Here is a 19,509-nt window from a genome sequence, read left to right as displayed (position 1 = left end):
GATTCCTCCATCCTTTCTATTCTACCATATTTTTCAAGAAATATTGCTGATAAAAGGCTGGTGGATAAAGCTTTTGCCAATCATTCTGAGGATTTTTTTGGTAATAGGTTTGAAAATACTGATAATAGCTGGTCAAATCCTTCTTAATTTGGCAAAAATCACCTACTAGTGGTCGAATTTGTGGATACCATTCCTTTAGCCCATAAGTCAGGATATTCTCTCCCTTTTGATAGGCTTCTGCTTGCTCTTTCATCCAGATAGGATTTTGATAATACAGTTGTTGCCGGATATAGCAACAGATGTCCTTGTCCTGAGAAACTGTAAAATGAGATATTTGTTGTTTCTTATAGGGGAAACGTAATATCTCCAATAAACTAGCTTGACCATAGGGAAATTCCTTAATCTGATAATGGAGTTTGCCTCGAAGATCTTGGTGAATCAGGTATTTGAGTCTTAAAACCTGTTTTCCCTTGTCTACTTCCCAAATATAAAAGCCCATGTTTTGACTGAAATAGATGAAACCTTGTTGCAGACGAGTCAAACGGTCCTTGAGCCAAAGTTTTTGACCCAGCAACCACAGTACTTGGTAACCCTGACTACGATAGCCCTCACTTCGCTCTTTAAGAACCTTTTGAGTCAAGGGACTACACTGAACTTCTAGAGCTAGATTGCCATTTACAAATACATCCGCAATCTGTTTAAGCTCTGGAAGAGGGGATTCTAATTGCACCTCTGCATCTCTTTTCAACCAGTGATAAAGTGATTTTTTATTTTCTAGGTGTTCTGGACTTTCATTTTCAGAGGAAAAATCACAGTCTTTTAAGGTTTTGTGGGCAAAATGTATCCGGACACTTGGTCCTTGACGCAAACGGAGCTGACCTCCACAAGCTGGGCAGGTGTATGCCTGCTTCTCAAGTTTATCCTCTAACACATTTACCAATTCTCCCCTAGCATCTCTCGCAACAAACATGATTTCCCTCCTTTTCTATATTATTCGAAAAAAAGAAAAAAGATCAGGAAAATTCCTAATCTTCATGTATGTTTACTTGATTTTCTTAGCTAGCATGGTCGCAAAGCGTAGTTGAATGCGATTGCCATTCTCATCGCGACGGTGAAGATGACCAGGATTTTCATTGTACTTGACCAACTCCCAATCCTTGTAGTATTCAGCCAATTCTCCCTCTTTAAATGTGAATGGGAAGTTCACTGAGCAAGGATAATCCTCCGTGTCCATAGCACAGACGATAAGGTTATAACCACCGACCGTGGTATGCTCCTGCATATTTTTGATAATTGCAGGAATGCGGTCCGCTTGCAAAAACATCAAAACAACTGTCGATACGATGAAATCATATTCTTGCCCAATGCTGGCTGAATTGATATCGTAAAGACCAACAGGCATATCCAAATCTTCCTGCTCAACAATGCTTTGCAAGATTTCAAGGGACAGTTCATTTTGATCGACAGCTGTCACATCAAAACCTTGTTGGGCTAAAAAGAGAGAATTACGGCCCTGACCACAGCCCAAATCCAAGGCTTTCCCTGGTTTTACTGTCTGCATAGCCTCTAGGACCTCTGAATGAACCGGATTGGTATTGTATTTTTTAGGGAAATAATCCTCAGGTTTACAATAAAACTCCAAATACCATTCCACATCGTCTGTGTCAGCTTCCACTCGGTGCCAGGCTTGTGGTTGTGCCATGGGATTGTCGGCTCCTGCTTCAAAGATGTGCTCAGCTAAAACCTCACCATCTTCTGTCAATTCAATAAACTTGAGAGCTCCCTTCAAGACAGTAATCTTTCCCCAAGTCCCAACCTTGGTATTATGTTTCTGCTGAACAGCCTCTGGCATGGTTTCTTTAGTCCACAAAGGCATACGTTTATAGGCAACTAGTCTTTCCATTTTCATTTCCTCTTTTTATCGCTGATTAACAGCTTTCATAACACGCGCGATGTCGCGGTTTTGCTCACGTCGTTTGATAGACTCCCGTTTGTCGTAGTCATGCTTCCCTTTAGCTAGACCTAAAAGGAGTTTAGCGTAACCATCTTTGATATAGACTTTAAGGGGAATCAGTGTCATTCCTGTTCCTTTAGTCTCTTGTTCCAATTTTTGAATTTGTTTCTTATGGAGCAGGAGTTTGCGACGGCGTTCTGGTTCTTGATTCCAGATATTACCCTCTTCGTAAGGTGCGATATGAACGTTGCTCAACCAGACCTCCCCATTTTTTACTTGTGCAAAGCCATCCTTGAGATTGATTCGAGCTGCTCGTACACTCTTGATTTCAGTTCCTGTCAGGACCATCCCTGCCTCTAGCGTATCTACGATTGTATAGTCGTGACGCGCCTTTTTATTTTGTGCGACGACCTTTCCCTCGCCCTTTGCCATATTTGGCTCCTTTCTTAGCTACTTCCTTGTAAAAAGGTTTCTTGCCCTTTTTCTTCTTGTCTTTTTGTGAATGCTTGCGCTTATCATTTGAGCGTCCTGATTTTCTCTGGTCTTCCTTCTTATCTGAACGACGACTTGAACCACGTCCTCTGTCTTTGCGACTAGCTTGTTTCAAGCCTTTTTCAATCACATCAAATTCACTTGGAATGTAAGAGAAGTCAATTTCACCTGTCATCTTATCCGCTCTTTCAACCCGAATACGAATCTGTTGACCTACACGGAAGGTTGTCCCCGATTTTTCCCCACGAAGAGTCAAATCACGTTCATTGAAATGATAAAACTCAGGTAGATTAGTGATGTGAATCAAGCCCTCAACTGTATTCGGCAATTCAACAAAGAGACCGAATTTGACGATGCTTGATACAACAGCATCGTACTCTTCACCTACGTATTCTTCCATGTACTCAGCCTTTTTCATGGCTTCGACTTCACGTTCAGCCTCAATGGCACGACGTTCACGGTTGGAAGACTGGGTCGCAATCTCTGGAATCACTTGCTCAAAATGCTCTGCTATTTCCTTAGAACGCCCATAATCCCGAATCATGCGATGAACAAGAAGGTCTGGATAACGACGAATCGGACTAGTAAAGTGAGTGTAGTAATCTGCTGCTAATCCATAGTGACCGTGATTATGCTCCGAATAGCGAGCCTGCTGCATGGAGCGAAGAAGCATCATGGACAATACATCCGCATAAGGTTCTCCCTCAACAGCACGCATGATGTCTTGGAGGGCCTCCTGGCTAATCTCGCTAGCAGTCCCATAAATGCGTAAGCCAAAGCTCGAAGCATAATCAATAAACTTCTGAACCTTTTCAGCCTTAGGCTCCTCGTGAATTCGATAGATAAAAGGCAAATCCAACTTGCTAAAGTGCTCAGCAACTGTTTCGTTGGCCATTAGCATAAAGGACTCAATCATGCGCTCGGCAACACCACGCTGACGAAGGACGATATCAACAGGCTTGCCTTGTTTATCCACTAAAATCTTGGCTTCATTGGTATCGAAATTGAGGGCTCCACGTTTCACACGCATGTTTTCTAAAATTTCATGGAGCTTGGCCATGAGTTCGATACTTGGAACAATTTTCTTATATTCTTGTCTCTTCTCCTCGTCACCTGCTAGGATATCATTGACATCACTGTAGGTCATACGGAAGCTTGTCTTGATAACCGTTTGTGTGATGGTGTAGTTGACTACACGACCATGTTTATCAATCTCCATGATGGCAGACTGGGTCAGACGGTCAACTTGAGGATTGAGGGAACAGATGCCATTTGACAGTCGTTCTGGAAGCATTGGTACCACACGGTCTGTTACATAGACTGAAGTCGCGCGGTTAAGGGCTTCCTTGTCAAGGGCAGAACCCTCGGTTACATAGTAGGAAACATCTGCGATGTGAACACCAAGCTCCAGATTTCCATTTTTCAAGGCCTTGATATGCACCGCGTCGTCCAAGTCCTTGGCATCAGCGCCGTCAATGGTAAAGGTAATCTCATCTCTTAGATCCAGACGGCCTTCCATATCCTTTTGAGACGGAGCATCAGGCACACTTTCTGCTTCCTTGACAACAGCTTCTGGAAACTCGGACACAATGTCCATAGACTCCAAGACCTCAAGAACATCAATTCCGACATCCGTTGAATGCCCCACCACATCGAGAACACTTGCGACAAAGAAATCATGTTTCTTGCTTGGGTATTTGTCGATAAAGACCTTGAGAACTTCTGTTCCTTCTAGTTTAAGAGCTGGTTTCTTAACATAAATTGGTTGACTGATTTTCTGATTTTTCGAACGAATGTAGCCTGCATACTTAGGTTTTTCCTGATCTAGAACGATTTGACCGACAACAGTTGTCAGGCTGTGCTCTAGGATATCAATAATTTTGGCTTCAGCTGCTGTTCCCTTGTTTCGGTCAGCGACTTTCTTGATGACGACCTCAACGGTATCACCATCAATAGCATAGTTGACATCGTTTTTTCCTACAAAAAGGTCGTCCTCCTCGCCTTCCAGACTAACAAAGCCAAAGCCATTTTTATGGGCATGAAAAATCCCCTTGAGGGTAATCTCATGTTTTTTCTTGACTTCCAAAGTCAGACTGCCATCTTCCTCAAAGCGTATCTGATGCTTTCTTTCCATTAAGGACAAGGTTTTAATCAACTCACGAAAATCCTTAGACCCATCTTTTTCCAAAGCCTGAGCCAAGTCATTGACAGTCACCTTTCCCTTAGCTTGCAAATATTCTTTTATTTTATCTTTCATATTTTCTTTCTAGATTTTTTATTTTCTTTTACTGTAAAACCTTCTCAAATATCTTTTAAAAATAAAAAGAGGCAAAGACCTAGTCCTGCCCATTATTTTCTTATCTACTTGATAATACCGTCAATGCTAAGGCAATGGCTAGCCAGAAAAAGACTAAAATCCCTGTCAAACGCTGCATTACAGCTTCAAAACCGCGTGCTTTACTGCGTTCAAACAAATCACCTGAGCTGGCATCAAATACATTGCTGGATTGGTTTTTGGTTGGTTGCATGAAAATCGCAATCACAATCACAACAGATAATACTAATAAAATGGTTAATAATAGGTTATACATATCAAACTCCTTAAAATCCCTATTATTTTACCATAAAATCTACTTAGATTCAAGATGTAGGGTTACTTTTCTTTCCTTGGGACAATACTTTAAAACCTCAATCTTGTCTGGATGGGTTTTTGAATTTTTACTGGTTAGGTAATTGATACTGCCACAAGAGGAGCATTTGAGATTAATTTTTACTCGCACTAGATTTCCTTTACTTTTAATAATGTTCGAAATTGAAGAAGGTTAAAGAGACAACTAAAGGCAACACAAAGGCTTGTTGCATAAAAGACTGCATGGTAGCCAAATTGACCTGCTACTGCAGAACCTGCCATGGGACCAACGACACCGCCCAGATAAAAGAATACCTGATTAAAGGCAAAGACCCTCGAAATACCAGCTTTGGGCGTCATCTTGCTGAGAAGGGCATTAACTCCGGGAATCAAGGCACCGGTTCCCAATCCAAAGAGGAAACGATAGAGGCCTAGTTGAAGGGGGCTAGAAGCATTGGCACAGAGAAGATAGATGATGACTGAATAAAACTGGGCTACAACCAAGAGACGATGATTGCCCACCTTGTCACCTAGCTTGCCCATGACTCCTGCACTCATCATGCTGGAAAAGCCCATACTGGACACAATCAAACCAGATACAAAGAGAAGATTCTCTGTCTGGCCTAAGTCGCGCACATACAGAGCTAAGATAGGGCCGATTGATTGGGCTGAAAATTGGATGACAAAACTAGTCAGAAAGAGGTTGACCAAGAGATAGGGGTATTTAACTGATGTAAACAATTCCTTTGTTGGAATGGCCTTTTCCTTGGCTACTGGTTGAAAATCTTCCTTGATAAAGCAAATAGTCAAAATAGCAGCTAAGAATAGAAAACTACCAACCAGTAAGAAAACAGTACGAATACCAAATAATTCTGCGATAAAGCCACCAATAAAGGGACCAGTTAAAGTGCCTGCAACTACGCCTGTAGACAAAGTGCCTAAGGCAGAACCTGATTTCTCCTTGGGAACTTGACTGGCTATCAAAGCTGTGGCATTAGGAACAAAACCCGCAAATCCACCGTTTAATAACCGAAGAAAGATTAACCAATAAATATTTGGCACAAAGGCCAAACCTCCCATAGTAATGGTCATGGCCATGCCTGCTCGAATCATCATGGGCTTTCGACCGTATTTGTCAGCAAGGATACCCCAGATAGGAGAAAAGAGCGTCGCAGAAATGGCAGAGACAGAAATAGCTAAACCTGCATAAAAAGCAGCTTGATCACTCCCTACACCCAGATTTTCCACAAAGATGGGCATAAAAGGCACAACTAAGGAAATACTGGCTCCTGTCAGAAAATTACCAAACCAGGCAATGCGCAGATTATCCTTCCAGTTAATCTCTGTCATCTTGCTTACCTCCCTCAAGCAGGGAGAACACCTGAGTAAGAAGCTGGTCCTGATTTCCATTGTTGTTTAAAACATGGCTGGCCAAATCTTTCTTTTTCTCTAAAGGCCACTGGGCTGCCAGACGAAACTCAGCTTCATCTTTGGACAAGTGGTCCCTTTTCATTAAGCGTTCTACTTGGACATCTCGGTCCACATAGACCAACCAAGTCTCATCAAACCAAGAGACGTAGTCCTGCTCAAAAAGTAGGGGAATATCCATGAAGAAAATCTCTTCTGTCTGAGCCAATTGGTCTCTTAACGTAGCTAGTTCCTCACGGATAATCTCCCCTTGAATTTGCTTAGACCATTCTTGCTCTTCAGGATTTGAAAAGATGAGACTAGCTAGGAGAGGGCGATTGAGTTCTTCGTTTGCAAGGATGATTTCTTGCCCAAAGTGCTGGACTAGAGCCTCAAACAGACGACCACCAGGTTTCTGTAGTTGGTGGACGACTGCGTCGGCATCCACTACTTGAAAGCCTTGCTTTCTTAGAAAATTTGTCACAGTTGACTTACCAGAGGCAATTCCCCCTGTGATTCCAATGATTTTTCCCATCAGCCCCTCCTTTGGCACTGAGGACAAAAGTGAGTTCCTCGTCCGCCTAGTTGGATTTTCTCAATGATGGTACCACAGCGTACACATTCTTGACCAGCCTTGTCATAGACCTGGTGAAAATCCTGCATGGTTCCATCTTCCCCAAAGGCATTGGTATAAGTCCGGATGGTCGAGCCACCTTTTTCAACAGCCTGTCCCAATACAGCAATGGTCTGGTCATGAATAGCTGTCGCTTCTGCTGATGTCAAAGTCTGGGAAGGTCTAGCCGGATGAACCTGAGCTCGCCAGAGAACCTCATCCACATAGATATTGCCAAGTCCAGCTACCAAAGTCTGGTCTAGGAGATGGGATTTGATAGGCTTTTTAGACTTGGATAGGGCAGCTTGAAAGACCTGCACATCAAAGTCTTGTTCGCTTGGTTCAGGACCTAATTTTTTAGAAAGAAAGTAGGCTTCCAAAAGGTCAGGCGCCAAGAGTTCCATAGTACCAAACTTGCGAACATCCTCATAAACAAGCGTACCACCATCTTCAAACTGGAAGAAAACATGGGCATGCTTGCGTTCAGGAACCTGGTCCGGATAGTAAAAATACTTGCCCTCCATCCGCAGATGAGAAATCAAGACCTTGTCTGTCAGGTAGAAAAGCAAATATTTGCCCCGACGTCCCATTGACTCGATAATCTGACTAGGCAATTCCCTTTGAAACTCTTCCAAATCCGTCTTAATCATCTTGGGATAACGAATTTCTACACTCGAAATCTTCTTTCCCAAAATCAATTTTTCCAAGCCACGACGAACGGTTTCAACCTCAGGTAATTCAGGCATAAGTCCTCCTTCTGTAAAAACAAGAAGCAGGCATGAGCCCACCTCTACTTAGTATTCTTTTTCATTATAGCCAAAGTCAGCCAAATCTAGCTTTTTATCGCGCCAGTTTTTCTTGACCTTGACCCATGTTTCTAGGAAAACCTTGTCTCCTAGCATGAGTTCAATATCACGACGGGCCATACTACCGATTTTCTTAAGCATAGCGCCACCTTTACCGATGATAATCCCTTTTTGGCTATCGCGCTCGACCATGATGGTTGCACGGATATGAACCTTGTCTGTCTCTTCATCTCGTTTCATAGAATCCACTACTACTGCAACAGAATGCGGAATCTCTTCACGAGTTAGGTGCAAGACTTTCTCGCGAACCATTTCTGAAACCAAGAAACGTTCTGGATGGTCTGTGATTTGATCAGACGGGAAATACTGGAATCCTTCATCCAGATTTTCACTCAAAATATCCACTAGACGAGACACGTTATTTCCCTGAAGGGCTGAGATAGGAACAATTTCCTTAAAGTCCATCTGATTTCGGAAATCATCAATCTGAGATAAAAGCTGGTCTGGGTGAACCTTATCAATCTTGTTCACCACCAGAATAACAGGAACCTTAGCAGCCTTGAGACGTTCGATAATCATATCGTCTCCCTTACCACGCGCTTCATCAGCAGGCACCATGAAGAGAACAGTATCCACTTCACGAAGGGTGCTATAGGCAGATTCGACCATGAAATCTCCAAGAGCTGTTTTAGGTTTGTGAATCCCTGGTGTGTCGATAAAGACGATTTGTTCCTTATCAGTCGTGTAAATTCCCATAATTTTGTTGCGCGTTGTCTGCGCCTTGTCACTCATGATGGCGATCTTTTGCCCCATGACGTGATTTAAAAAAGTTGACTTCCCAACATTGGGACGTCCTAAAATGGCTACAAAGCCTGATTTAAAAGTCATAATTTCCTCTTACTGTTTAAAATATTAAGTCCCAGATTCGTGGGAGAAAAATCAATGCGCCTGTTAAGGCTGCGAAAAGAGAGACCACTAATACCGCGCCAGCCGCCATATCCTTGGCATTTTTAGCCAGCATGGAAAAGTGATAGTGACTGGCCAAATCCACCACATTTTCGATAGCAGAATTGATAATTTCAAAGGCTACTACCAAGAAAATGCTCAATAGGAGAAAGAGCCATTCGATTCGTGACACCTGAAAAACAAAACCTGCAAGAATGACTACAAGAGCCGTCACTGCATGTTTTCGCATATTGCGTTCTTCCTTGATAGCAGTAAAAATTCCTGTGAGAGCAAATTCTAAACTGGATATCAGGTCACGATTCTTCCATTTTCGTTTATTGTCTTGTGAGTCCATAGGCTGTCAAAATTTCTTCTTGTAAACCGAACATCTCCGCTTCTTCTTCCGGAGTGTAGTGATCATAGCCATTGATATGCAAAAAGCCGTGTACTGCCAAGAAACCCATCTCACGCTCAAAGCTGTGGCCATATTCCTCGGCCTGCTCATGAGCCTTATCGATAGAGATGAACAGCTCCCCAATATAGGCATCAAACTCAGACATCATCTCTGCCAATTCTGGATTTTCAAGTAAATCCTCTTCGTCAAAGGCAATTTCCAACTCTGGCTTATACTCAAGGCTGATGACATCTGTCGGACGGTCGGTGTCACGGTACTCCAGATTTAGTTCATGACTACGTTCATTGGTCACAAAGGTAACTGCCATCTCCTTGTCTTCTTTGCCTAATTTTTGGGCTGCAAATTCCAAAATTTCTTGGGTTTGTTGCAACATTTCTTTTGAAACTTGACCAGTTTCATCTACCATTTCAATATACATGTGCTTCTCGTTTCTCTTTACTTGGCTTTATTATACCACATTTCCATGATTTTATTCTACCTTTTTGATATAATACTATGGAATACAATCACAAGGAGAGAACGATGTCATTTGACGGATTTTTTTTACACCACATGGTTGAGGAATTGCGAAGAAAGTTAGTGAACGGTCGCATCCAGAAAATCAATCAACCTTTTGAACAAGAGTTGGTCTTGCAAATCCGTAGCAATCGCCAAAGCCATCGCCTGCTCCTTTCTGCCCATCCAGTTTTTGGACGCATTCAGCTGACCCAAACAACTTTTGAAAATCCAGCCCAACCTTCTACCTTTATCATGGTTTTAAGAAAATATTTGCAGGGTGCCCTGATTGAATCGATTGAGCAAGTGGAAAATGACCGTATTGTGGAAATGACAGTTTCCAATAAAAACGAAATTGGAGACCATATCCAGGCTACCTTGATTATCGAAATCATGGGGAAACACAGTAATATTCTACTGGTCGATAAAAGCAGTCATAAAATCCTCGAAGTCATCAAACACGTCGGTTTTTCACAAAATAGCTACCGCACCTTGCTTCCTGGATCGACCTATATCGCTCCTCCAAGCACAGAATCTCTCAATCCTTTTACTATCAAGGATGAAAAGCTCTTTGAAATCCTGCAAACACAGGAAACGACAGCAAAAAACCTTCAAAGCCTCTTTCAAGGTCTGGGACGCGATACGGCAAATGAATTGGAAAGCATACTGGTTAGTGATAAACTATCTACTTTCCGAAATTTTTTCAATCAAGAAACCAAGCCCTGCTTGACTGAGACTTCCTTCAGTCCAGTTCCTTTTGCAAATCAGGTGGGAGAGCCCTTTGCCAGTCTTTCTGATTTGTTGGACACCTACTATAAGGATAAGGCTGAGCGCGACCGTGTCAAACAGCAAGCCAGTGAACTCATTCGTCGTGTTGAAAATGAACTTCAGAAAAATCGACATAAGCTGAAAAAACAAGAAAAAGAGTTCCTAGCGACAGACAATGCTGAAGAATTTCGCCAAAAAGGAGAATTGCTAACAACTTTCCTCCATCAAGTGCCTAACGACCAAGATCAGGTTATCCTAGACAATTACTACACTAATCAACCTATCACAATTGCGCTTGATAAGGCCTTGACTCCCAACCAGAATGCCCAACGCTATTTTAAACGTTATCAGAAGCTAAAAGAAGCTGTCAAATACTTGACTGATCTGATTGAAGAAACCAAGGCAACCATTCTCTATCTGGAAAGTGTGGAAACCGTCCTCAACCAAGCTGGACTAGAAGAAATCGCTGAAATTCGGGAAGAATTAATCCAAACAGGTTTTATCCGCAGAAGACAACGGGAGAAAATCCAGAAACGCAAAAAACCAGAACAATATCTAGCAAGCGATTGCAAAACCATCATCTATGTCGGCCGAAACAACCTACAAAACGAGGAGCTAACTTTTAAAATGGCCCGCAAGGAGGAACTTTGGTTCCATGCCAAGGACATTCCTGGAAGCCATGTTGTCATCTCAGGAAATCTTGACCCATCCGATGAAGTCAAAACAGACGCGGCAGAACTAGCCGCCTACTTCTCTCAAGGGCGCCTGTCAAATCTGGTTCAGGTAGATATGATTGAAGTCAAGAAACTAAACAAACCAACTGGTGGAAAACCTGGCTTTGTCACTTACACAGGACAAAAGACCCTCCGCGTTACACCAGACCCAGAAAAAATTGCATCCATGAAAAAATCCTGATTTTACTTGTAATCAGGATTTTTAGCTTATACCCAATGAAAATCAAAGAGCAAACTAGGAAACTAGCCGCAGGTTGCTCAAAACACTGTTTTGAGGTTGCAGATAGAACTGACGAAGTCAGTAACATCTATACGGCAAGGCGACGTTAACGTGGTTTGAAGAGATTTTCGAAGAGTATTACTACTCACTCAAATCATATCCAATAATAGGACTAATCTTTGCCACCTAGTTTCTCATTGATTTTCATCATCACACTAGCAATTTTTTCGCCCCAATAAGGGTCTGAGGCATATTCTACATTCATACCAGACGCCTTGTTTCCAAGGAAAGTTCTGCCCCTATCGATATAATTTTCCTTAATCCACTTGGTTGCACCTAAAATTCCCTTATCCACATCATCAAATGTCTTGGCAGAAAGGTACGGGGTCGTATCATAGGCTGTAATTCCAAAGAAATTATTCTTATCTTTGGCAATCTTACTTCTTCCCCAGTCGCTTTCTAAGGCACTATGGGCAAGGAGGTAGAGGGCATTGATATGGTAATGTTCTTCGGCTTCCTTAAAGGTAGCTCCCTTATTTTCCAAGAGACTATTGTCAATATTTAACAAACTAAATACCTTATCCAAATCTTCAGCACTATAGTTTGTAGCCTCTGTCAAATCTTTGAAAAGGAAGGGATTTTCAAGGTTAAAACCATCAAAATGCAGCCCATCTGCCGAATAATATTTCTTGCCTACTTCCATATCAGAAAGATGAGAAGCTACTGGGATACTAGCATTCTGAGCCACATAGTGATAAAAACGATGTCCATCACTCTCATAATAAGGGATAAAATCCTTACTAGCATCTAGTGCTTGTAAATCTTCTGTTTTCATATAACCTGACAAACCAGAAATAGTAATAGCCAAGCGCTTGTCATCACTTTTTCTATCCTTATCTAGCCAGACGACACTAGCTTGCGATATATAGGAGAGCTTTTCACCATCTGCATTATAAACATTTGCTGTGACAGGTACGACTTGATAATAAGCAGCATTTTCATTTGTAGCTTTTTCTCCAAGCCATTTACCGTCGCTTCCAAGCTGATAACCATCTACAGTCTCATTTTTCGCCATGTAGCCACCAGATTTGAAGTAGTACCAGGCTTGGCTTTTAGCATCGTATACCCATTCTTTCTCAGCCATTTTACCATCAGATTTGAGGTAAAACCATGACTTCTTATCCCAAATCCATTCATTGGCTGCCATATAGCCACCAGATTTTAGATAATAATAGTGACCATTTTCGAAAATCCATTCTTTATCAGCATGATTTCCATTTTCTTTAATGTAAAACCAAGATTGGTATTGTTTGTCAAAAAGCCAACCTTGCTGTACTTTGGCACCACTGGCATTCACATAAGCCTGGTCAATCCACTGACTTGTCAGTAGATAACCACCAGATTTAAAATAATAGTCCTTCCCTTTAATTTGGAGCCATTCTTTCTCTGCGTGTTGTCCATCTGCTTTGATGTAAAACCAAGCGTCGTATTGAGAATCATAGACCCAGTCTTCTATTACTTTGGCACCTGTTGCACCGACATAGGAAGCTCCTAGCCAAGCATTTCTTTTCATCTTTCCATCTTGGTCAAGATAATAGAAAGCTCCCTTGTCTTCTATCCATTCTGACTTGGCCATATAGCCACCAGATTTGAGATAAAAATAGTCGTCACCTTGTTTCAGCCATTCATTTTCAGCATAGTTGGCATCTTCTTTTATATAAAACCAAGATTGATATTGAGCATCAAAAACCCACTCATTGGCTGCTTGACTCCCATCTGCTTTCAGGTATTGTTTTCCTTGCCAAGTACCATCGCTAGCCATTGCACTCTCTGGTCTGGCTAAGAAAAATAGCAGAGCTAAAAAAACAAATCTCAATTTCTTCATAAACTTTCTTCCTCTGTTCTTTCTATTTTATTGTATCAAAATTCTCTATAATAAACATTACAAACTGATAAAAAATCAAGAACAGATTGATTGCAGTTTACCTCAGAGACTCTTTTACTTCCTTGCGTAGATTTTCTAGACTGCTGATACCGTATTTATCCATAACCTTTGGTAAATTTTCGATAATATCAGGACAGGCATATGGATTGGTAAAGTTGGCTGTTCCAACTCCAATAGCCGATGCTCCAGCCAGATACATTTCTAGGGCTGCTTCAGCCGAATCCACTCCCCCCATTCCAATGATAGGCAGGTCTGTTGTTTGGGCGACTTGGCGGATGAGTTTGAGGGCTACTGGAGATACTGCTGGACCAGACATTCCACCTGTTCCATTGGCCAAGATTGGTTTTCTGGTTTTGAGGTCAAAGCGCATTCCAACCAGAGTATTGATCATGGTTAAACCACTTGCCCCCGCATCTTCTGCAGCTTTTGCGACAGTAACGATATCGGTCACACTAGGGGTTAATTTGACATAAACTGGCACATCAGAGGCTTCCACAGCTGCTTTCACAACATCATAAGCCAGATCAGAGTCTTGACCAATCAAGAGTCCATGATTACAGTGATCTACGTTGGGGCAAGAAATATTGAGCTCGATGGCCTTTATATTAGTTGCCTTGGAAATACCACTAGAAACGGCCGCATACTCTTGTTTTGAAAAACCAGCCACGTTAGCAATAATAGGAAGATTTGGATATTCTCTTTCCAGCCAAGGCAGTTTTTCAGCCAAAACAACCTCTAAACCCGGATTTTGCAAACCAATTGCATTGAGCATACCAGCGGGTGTTTCTGCCACTCTTGGAGTTGGATTGCCAAAGCGTGGTTCAAGGGTCGTTGCCTTAATCATAATAGAGCCTAAAAGGTCTAAATCATAGTACTTGGCATACTCTTGGCCAAAACCAAAACAGCCTGATGCTGGAATAATCGGATTTTTCAAATCCAAACCAGGGAGAGAAACTTGTAAACGATTTCTAGTCATGATTTTCTCCTTACAATACAACTGTTCCGGTGCGGAAAACAGGGCCATCTTCACAGACACGTTGGCTGACGGTTTCACTATCTGGGACTTTTAGGACGCAGGCATAGCAAGCCCCCATCCCACAAGCCATACGAGATTCCAGAGATAGGTAGGCTCTTGGGTGGTCATAAAAGGTTTGATTGATATACTTCATCATTCCAGGAGCCCCACATGAGTAAACAGCATCAAATTGACTGTCTAAATCATTGATGACGACTGACACATTTCCCTTGATGCCATAAGAACCATCATCTGTCGTTACAAAGACCTGCCCATATTGAGACAATTCGGTTTCGAGAATAACAGCATCCTTGTTGGCAAAACCGAGGACTGTCACTACTTTCACTCCACGTCCATGCAATTCCTTGGCAACCTCAAGCAAGGGGGGAACACCAATCCCCCCACCGACGAGGAGAATCTGGCTCTGCTCATCTAGGTCAGACAAGTCAAAACCATTCCCCTGAGGTCCCATCACATCCAGAGTATCTCCCTGATTTAAGGTTGAAAAAATAGCTGTCCCAGCTCCTTCAATCCGATAAATGAGATGACACTGCTTCTTAACCTTATCAATAGACGAAATTGAAATAGGACGACGCAAAAGATGGGCGTCATCAGGCACACGCAGATGTAGAAATTGGCCTGCTCGCATAGCTTCAACCATTTCTCCTTCTAGGACTAATTCAAAGATTGCTGGTGCGATTTCCTCCTGTGCAACCACCTTCATGGTTTCCAAACGAATTGCACCCAAACGTTTCTTACATGTGGGATTCATGACTTTTCCTCCTTAAATTTTAAGGGGACCAGACAAAGAAAAGACCTTGCTAGTGCAAGGCCTCAGTTAAAATCGTACAACAGAAGAGAGCACACTCAAAAAGTCTCCTCTAGAAAATTGCACTATTCTTTTATCTGACACCTTGTGAGTCTCTCTGGACTCCCCTTAAAGGTTAAATTTTTACTAGTATACTCTTTCAGCTAAAAAAAGTCAAGTAGAAAACGAACATTCTACTTGACTTCACGAGATTATTTTTCACGAATGACTTCGACCTTGTAGCCATCAGGGTCTTTGACAAAGTAATAGTTAGGTGCAGTTCCTGGTAGGCCATTTGGCTCAGTCACTTCATAGCCTTTTGCACTGTGCTCTTGATGAAGAGCTTCAAGATCGGGTGTACTGAGGGCGATATGGGCAAATCCATCTCCAACCACATAAGGACCGTGATCGTAGTTATAAGTCAACTCCAACTCATAATCGTCACCCTCAAGTCCTAGATAGACAATCGTGAAGGCATGATCTGGAAAATCTCTGCGGCGCAATTCTTTAAATCCAAAAGCATCTTGATAAAATGCGATTGATTTTTCAAGGTTTTCTACTCGCAAGCAAGTGTGTAGCATTTTTGAAGCCATATTTGTCTCCTTTATTTTCAAAAAGACTGGGACAATCCTGTTCCAGTCTCATCAGTTATTATTTACCAAGTTTTGCTTTAGCTGCATCTGCAAGAGCTGTGAAAGCTGCTGCATCGTTAACAGCCAAGTCAGCAAGCATTTTACGGTTAACTTCGATCTCAGCCAATTTCAAACCATGCATCAATTGTGAGTATGAAAGTCCGTTCATACGAGCTGCCGCGTTGATACGAGTGATCCACAATTTGCGGAAGTCACGTTTTTTCTGACGACGATCACGGTATGCATAGTAGTAAGAGTTCATTACTTGTTCTTTTGCAGTACGGAACAAGATGTGTTTAGCTCCATAGTAACCTTTTGCTAATTTAAGAATACGTTTACGACGTTTGCGTGATACAACGCCACCTTTAACACGTGCCATGTTTTATTTCCTCCAAATATTTCCTAGAATTGTTTACTTACAGTCAAGCTATTATTTCAAGCGAGTAAGCATTGCTTTGATACGTTTGTAGTCTCCTGAATGCACCATAGATGCTTTACGAAGATGACGACGTTGTTTCTTAGTTTTTCCGTGGAAACGGTGAGAAGTGTAAGCACGGAAACGTTTAAGTCCACCAGAACCTGTACGTTTGAAACGTTTAGCTGATGCGCGGTGTGTTTTTTGTTTTGGCATGATTTTTTCTCCTTTATTTAACTTTCTGACAATTATTTTTTGTCAGTCGCTGGCGCCAATTGCATGAACATTTGACGTCCATCCATTTTAGCACGTTGTTCGATGATGGCAATATCTTGAGTTGCTTCAGCAAACTCGGCTAAAACTTTTGCACCAATCTCTTTATGGGTAATCATACGACCCTTAAAGCGAATAGATACCTTAACTTTATTTCCTTTTTCAAGGAATTTGCGTGCATTGCGAAGTTTTGTATCAAAGTCACCCTTGTCAATAGTTGGACTTAGACGAACTTCTTTCACAGTAACAACACTTTGTTTTTTACGTTGTTCTTTTTGCTTCTTCTGGTACTCAAATTTGAACTTACCGTAGTCCATAATTTTTGCAACAGGCGGTTTGGCTTGGGGTTGAATCAATACTAGGTCAACATTAGCGTTATCAGCCAAAGCTTGCGCTTCACTGAGTGGCTTGATGCCTAGCTGCTCTCCTTCAAGACCAATCAAGCGAACTTCACGTACACGAATCTCATCATTGATGAATAAGTCTTGCTTTGCTATGGTTTTCACCTCTTTTGTTTTATTAGAGAAAAACAATAGCGGACTCGTAAATATACAAGCCCGCACGTTATGATAGCGTTTCTTAGAAACTTTTCATCCGTAGGGCCAGGCAACTTAATGTCACAAGGCGAGAAGCTCTCACTTCTGCTTTTCTCAACTTTTATATGATACCAAGTTTTCTAGCTCTTGTCAAGATAAAAAGTTATTTTTTTGAAAAGTTTCTGTTTGTATTTTGGCTTGGTTTCCACATCAAAAAGAGAGAACCAAGTTGATTCCCTCCCTATATTAGTTTTTCTTTAGCTTCCCCATAGGAAAACTAAGCCTTAAAAACTTCTTTTTTACGTGAACTTCCCCATCTTTCGATAAATAGAATCCCCACTAACAAAATGATAATCAGGCAAGGAAGTAAAACTAGCCCCATGCTCCAATTTAGATTGACATTATCAATTTGCTTAGGTAATCTTCCAGATAAAATATCCACTGAACGCAAGTAAGTAAAGGGAATCAGATGTGCAATCTTTTGGAGAGGCTGAATTGTTTGAATGCCAAACAATAAGCCAACAATCCCAATAAGTGAAAGAAAGAGGACAGGCATTTTTTGCTTGAAAAAGTAAGTAATCAAGTACACTACTTCCACAATGACGATAAAGGCTAAGAAAGCTAATAACAAGCCAGGAAATAACACATCTTGTATCTTTCCAATAGTTACCTCTTGATTCACTAAGCTATAAATCGGGTAGGGATAATCTAACTGTCCAAAACCACTTATCAGACTTCCCGCTAGAAAAGAAAATCCGCTGATTCCGATAAACAGCACAGTTACATAGCCCACTCCAACTCCAAGAGAGGACATGGCAAATGCCACTTTTGAAAAAGGATATAATTGAGCTGTATCCAGATGATTTTGATATCTTTCTGCAAATAGTTGCGTTAGCATAAAAATAATAGCAACCACAAACAAGCTTGGGATGATAGCCTCTAAAATCCAGACAATCTGATCAATCCCGTGGGTCGGAAACTCCAAAGTATGTGCTTTTATATTCAAGGGATACAGGGCTTGGTAAATCTTTCGTTGGCGGTCAACCGCCATTTTAAAGTCAGAGCTAGCAGTCGGTTGATTTGACATAACTTCATAATTCTTCTCTTCATCTTGCCACTGCAAATAGTAGGCTTCTTTCCAGCGTCCTTCTTTTAACAAATCCAGAATTTCTTTCTTTTGAGTCAAAAGATTTTTTTGCGATTCTAAATTAATTTTAGCAATCTGGTATTCCTCCGAGTTGGTATCAGAAATTTGGGAGAGTTCCTCTTCATATTCATTGATGACTCTCTCATCTTTTACAAGACGGGTTTCCAACTCGCTCTCCAAGCTGACGGAGTTTGCAGTCTGACTATTAAAATAAAAGGTAACACCGAGTCCAGATACAAATAAAGCTAAGATAATCCAATTTAAGCGACTTTTGAAAACTTTTTTTAATAAAAATAGACCAACATCTTTCATAAACTAAACCTCTTCTATCTTTCCCCGATGAATGGTTACTACTCTATCGCAGACATCAAGCAACTCTTCCTTATAGTGGGAACTTAAAAGAACCAGCTGTTCTTGTCTATCGATTTGTGCTAGCCTATCAAAAAACTTCTGTCGATAATACTCATCTAAGCCATTTGTAATCTCATCCATAAGCCAGCATTTCGCCTGACTGAGGAAATACATGGCAATCACCAAGCGTTGCTTCATGCCTAAGGAATACTTACGAATGGGAAGGCTGATATAGTCAGACATTTCCCAATAGGTAATTTCATCCCCCAAGTTCAGCCCTGACTTCCAGATGTTTTTTATGAGGCGAAGATAGTCCATCCCACTTAAATTTTCATCCAGCCATTCAATGCTTTCATAATAAAATAAAGAAGGAGGGACTGCGATATTTCCACTACTTATAGGAATTAAATTGCTAATGGCGCGGAACAGGGTCGTCTTTCCAGAGCCATTGATAGCAAGAATACCATAAATACTACCCTTTTCAAATGTAAAATCAACATCTTGTAAGATGACTTGTCGCGTTTTTAAGGTCACATGAATAAGCTGCAACATACCTAGCCCTCCTTTTTATCACTCTTGAAAGATTAACAACTACCGTTGTAATAATTTATATCTCTAAAAAATCGTAATTTAACCACCATCAACGCTATACTCATCATATCTATCATAACGAGACTGTGATAGTTCGTACTATACTTTCCAATCATACCGATAAGTTTTAAGAACGCTCACAGCAGACATACTGGACTGAAAAGGACCAATAGATCATAAACTAACTAATTAAACGGTTTTTGCTAATTTTTAATGGTTTTATATCATTAATATTGAAGACGCTTTTATTGTATCGTTTTTATCATTATTATGCAACAGATTTCTAGTTTATTTTACTAATATATAATATTTGTCCTT

General features: G+C 41.2%; 22 protein-coding genes and 1 other annotated feature. Of the genes, 1 reads left to right on the top strand and 21 read right to left on the bottom strand.

The genetic code is table 11. The features are described from left to right. Positions 1-16: 16 nt before the first annotated feature. The 12 genes from HMPREF1048_RS10560 to ybeY form a co-directional block, all read right to left on the bottom strand. Positions 17-970, bottom strand: a complete 954-nt coding sequence (locus HMPREF1048_RS10560; protein WP_000495914.1) for a competence protein CoiA — start codon at positions 968-970, stop codon at positions 17-19. Between the two features lie 72 nt (positions 971-1,042). After that, positions 1,043-1,903, bottom strand: coding sequence for an SAM-dependent methyltransferase TehB (gene tehB / locus HMPREF1048_RS10555; protein ID WP_000440579.1), 861 nt, complete (start codon positions 1,901-1,903; stop codon positions 1,043-1,045). 15 nt (positions 1,904-1,918) lie between these two features. Further along, positions 1,919-2,386 carry an SsrA-binding protein SmpB gene (gene smpB, locus HMPREF1048_RS10550; protein WP_001051748.1) on the bottom strand — a complete coding sequence of 156 codons (468 nt, stop codon included), beginning with the start codon at positions 2,384-2,386 and terminating at the stop codon, positions 1,919-1,921. Continuing rightward, entirely contained in the window at positions 2,349-4,703 is a 2,355-nt protein-coding gene (rnr, locus tag HMPREF1048_RS10545; RefSeq protein ID WP_000653269.1) for a ribonuclease R, read from the bottom strand. Before rnr ends, smpB begins: the two co-directional genes overlap by 38 nt. A 100-nt stretch (positions 4,704-4,803) precedes the next feature. Beyond that, positions 4,804-5,037 (bottom strand): preprotein translocase subunit SecG, encoded by a 234-nt coding sequence (gene secG / locus HMPREF1048_RS10540; protein ID WP_000282517.1) that lies wholly within the window; start codon positions 5,035-5,037, stop codon positions 4,804-4,806. Between the two features lie 39 nt (positions 5,038-5,076). Continuing rightward, positions 5,077-5,226, bottom strand: coding sequence for a 50S ribosomal protein L33 (rpmG, locus tag HMPREF1048_RS10535; protein WP_001809104.1), 150 nt, complete (start codon positions 5,224-5,226; stop codon positions 5,077-5,079). Continuing rightward, positions 5,226-6,425 (bottom strand): multidrug efflux MFS transporter PmrA, encoded by a 1,200-nt coding sequence (locus HMPREF1048_RS10530; RefSeq protein WP_000136123.1) that lies wholly within the window; start codon positions 6,423-6,425, stop codon positions 5,226-5,228. Before HMPREF1048_RS10530 ends, rpmG begins: the two co-directional genes overlap by 1 nt. Continuing rightward, positions 6,412-7,017, bottom strand: a complete 606-nt coding sequence (gene coaE, locus HMPREF1048_RS10525; protein WP_000516179.1) for a dephospho-CoA kinase — start codon at positions 7,015-7,017, stop codon at positions 6,412-6,414. The genes HMPREF1048_RS10530 and coaE overlap by 14 nt, the downstream gene beginning before the upstream one ends. Beyond that, complete coding sequence (mutM, locus tag HMPREF1048_RS10520; protein WP_001114628.1) at positions 7,017-7,841, bottom strand: DNA-formamidopyrimidine glycosylase; 825 nt, start codon at positions 7,839-7,841, stop codon at positions 7,017-7,019. Before mutM ends, coaE begins: the two co-directional genes overlap by 1 nt. Before the next feature lie 48 nt (positions 7,842-7,889). Next, positions 7,890-8,789 carry a GTPase Era gene (gene era / locus HMPREF1048_RS10515; protein ID WP_000143264.1) on the bottom strand — a complete coding sequence of 300 codons (900 nt, stop codon included), beginning with the start codon at positions 8,787-8,789 and terminating at the stop codon, positions 7,890-7,892. 16 nt (positions 8,790-8,805) lie between these two features. Further along, positions 8,806-9,201 (bottom strand): diacylglycerol kinase family protein, encoded by a 396-nt coding sequence (locus HMPREF1048_RS10510; protein ID WP_000378165.1) that lies wholly within the window; start codon positions 9,199-9,201, stop codon positions 8,806-8,808. Continuing rightward, positions 9,182-9,679, bottom strand: a complete 498-nt coding sequence (ybeY, locus tag HMPREF1048_RS10505) for an rRNA maturation RNase YbeY (protein ID WP_000275156.1) — start codon at positions 9,677-9,679, stop codon at positions 9,182-9,184. The genes HMPREF1048_RS10510 and ybeY overlap by 20 nt, the downstream gene beginning before the upstream one ends. 104 nt (positions 9,680-9,783) lie before the next feature. Here ybeY and pavA point away from each other — a divergent pair, with 104 nt between their 5' ends. Then, positions 9,784-11,439: an Rqc2 family fibronectin-binding protein PavA gene (gene pavA, locus HMPREF1048_RS10500; protein WP_000006752.1), complete on the top strand. Its 1,656-nt coding sequence runs from the start codon at positions 9,784-9,786 to the stop codon at positions 11,437-11,439. Between the two features lie 211 nt (positions 11,440-11,650). Here the strand turns inward: pavA and HMPREF1048_RS10490 are convergent, their stop codons facing one another. The 9 genes from HMPREF1048_RS10490 to HMPREF1048_RS10450 all read right to left on the bottom strand — a co-directional run bounded on the left by HMPREF1048_RS10490 (position 11,651) and on the right by HMPREF1048_RS10450 (position 19,152). Next, positions 11,651-13,363, bottom strand: coding sequence for a glucosaminidase domain-containing protein (locus HMPREF1048_RS10490; RefSeq protein ID WP_000736101.1), 1,713 nt, complete (start codon positions 13,361-13,363; stop codon positions 11,651-11,653). Positions 13,364-13,460: 97 nt separating this feature from the next. Then, a complete protein-coding gene (locus tag HMPREF1048_RS10485) occupies positions 13,461-14,447 on the bottom strand; it encodes a dihydroorotate dehydrogenase (protein WP_198429569.1) in 987 nt (328 codons plus the stop codon). Next, positions 14,410-15,210: a dihydroorotate dehydrogenase electron transfer subunit gene (locus HMPREF1048_RS10480; RefSeq protein WP_001070079.1), complete on the bottom strand. Its 801-nt coding sequence runs from the start codon at positions 15,208-15,210 to the stop codon at positions 14,410-14,412. The genes HMPREF1048_RS10485 and HMPREF1048_RS10480 overlap by 38 nt, the downstream gene beginning before the upstream one ends. Before the next feature lie 248 nt (positions 15,211-15,458). Then, positions 15,459-15,839, bottom strand: a complete 381-nt coding sequence (gene gloA, locus HMPREF1048_RS10475) for a lactoylglutathione lyase (RefSeq protein WP_000157153.1) — start codon at positions 15,837-15,839, stop codon at positions 15,459-15,461. Between the two features lie 58 nt (positions 15,840-15,897). Beyond that, on the bottom strand, positions 15,898-16,257 hold the full coding sequence (gene rplT / locus HMPREF1048_RS10470; protein ID WP_000124834.1) for a 50S ribosomal protein L20: 360 nt from the start codon (positions 16,255-16,257) through the stop codon (positions 15,898-15,900). Positions 16,258-16,308: 51 nt separating this feature from the next. Then, on the bottom strand, positions 16,309-16,509 hold the full coding sequence (gene rpmI / locus HMPREF1048_RS10465; protein WP_001125943.1) for a 50S ribosomal protein L35: 201 nt from the start codon (positions 16,507-16,509) through the stop codon (positions 16,309-16,311). Positions 16,510-16,541: 32 nt separating this feature from the next. After that, positions 16,542-17,072, bottom strand: coding sequence for a translation initiation factor IF-3 (gene infC, locus HMPREF1048_RS10460; protein WP_000848180.1), 531 nt, complete (start codon positions 17,070-17,072; stop codon positions 16,542-16,544). Between the two features lie 15 nt (positions 17,073-17,087). Beyond that, positions 17,088-17,219: a sequence feature (ribosomal protein L20 leader region), on the bottom strand. A 160-nt stretch (positions 17,220-17,379) separates the two neighbouring features. Then, positions 17,380-18,561, bottom strand: coding sequence for a hypothetical protein (locus HMPREF1048_RS10455; RefSeq protein WP_000655830.1), 1,182 nt, complete (start codon positions 18,559-18,561; stop codon positions 17,380-17,382). 3 nt (positions 18,562-18,564) lie between these two features. Beyond that, positions 18,565-19,152, bottom strand: a complete 588-nt coding sequence (locus HMPREF1048_RS10450) for an ATP-binding cassette domain-containing protein (RefSeq protein WP_000939703.1) — start codon at positions 19,150-19,152, stop codon at positions 18,565-18,567. Positions 19,153-19,509: the final 357 nt, after the last annotated feature.

Source organism: Streptococcus mitis SK575 (assembly GCF_000257865.1).
Taxonomy (GTDB): Bacteria; Bacillota; Bacilli; order Lactobacillales; family Streptococcaceae; genus Streptococcus; species Streptococcus mitis_CQ.
The sequence above is the reverse complement of the archived record's forward strand: the minus strand, read 5'-3'. Positions and strand labels throughout refer to the sequence as shown.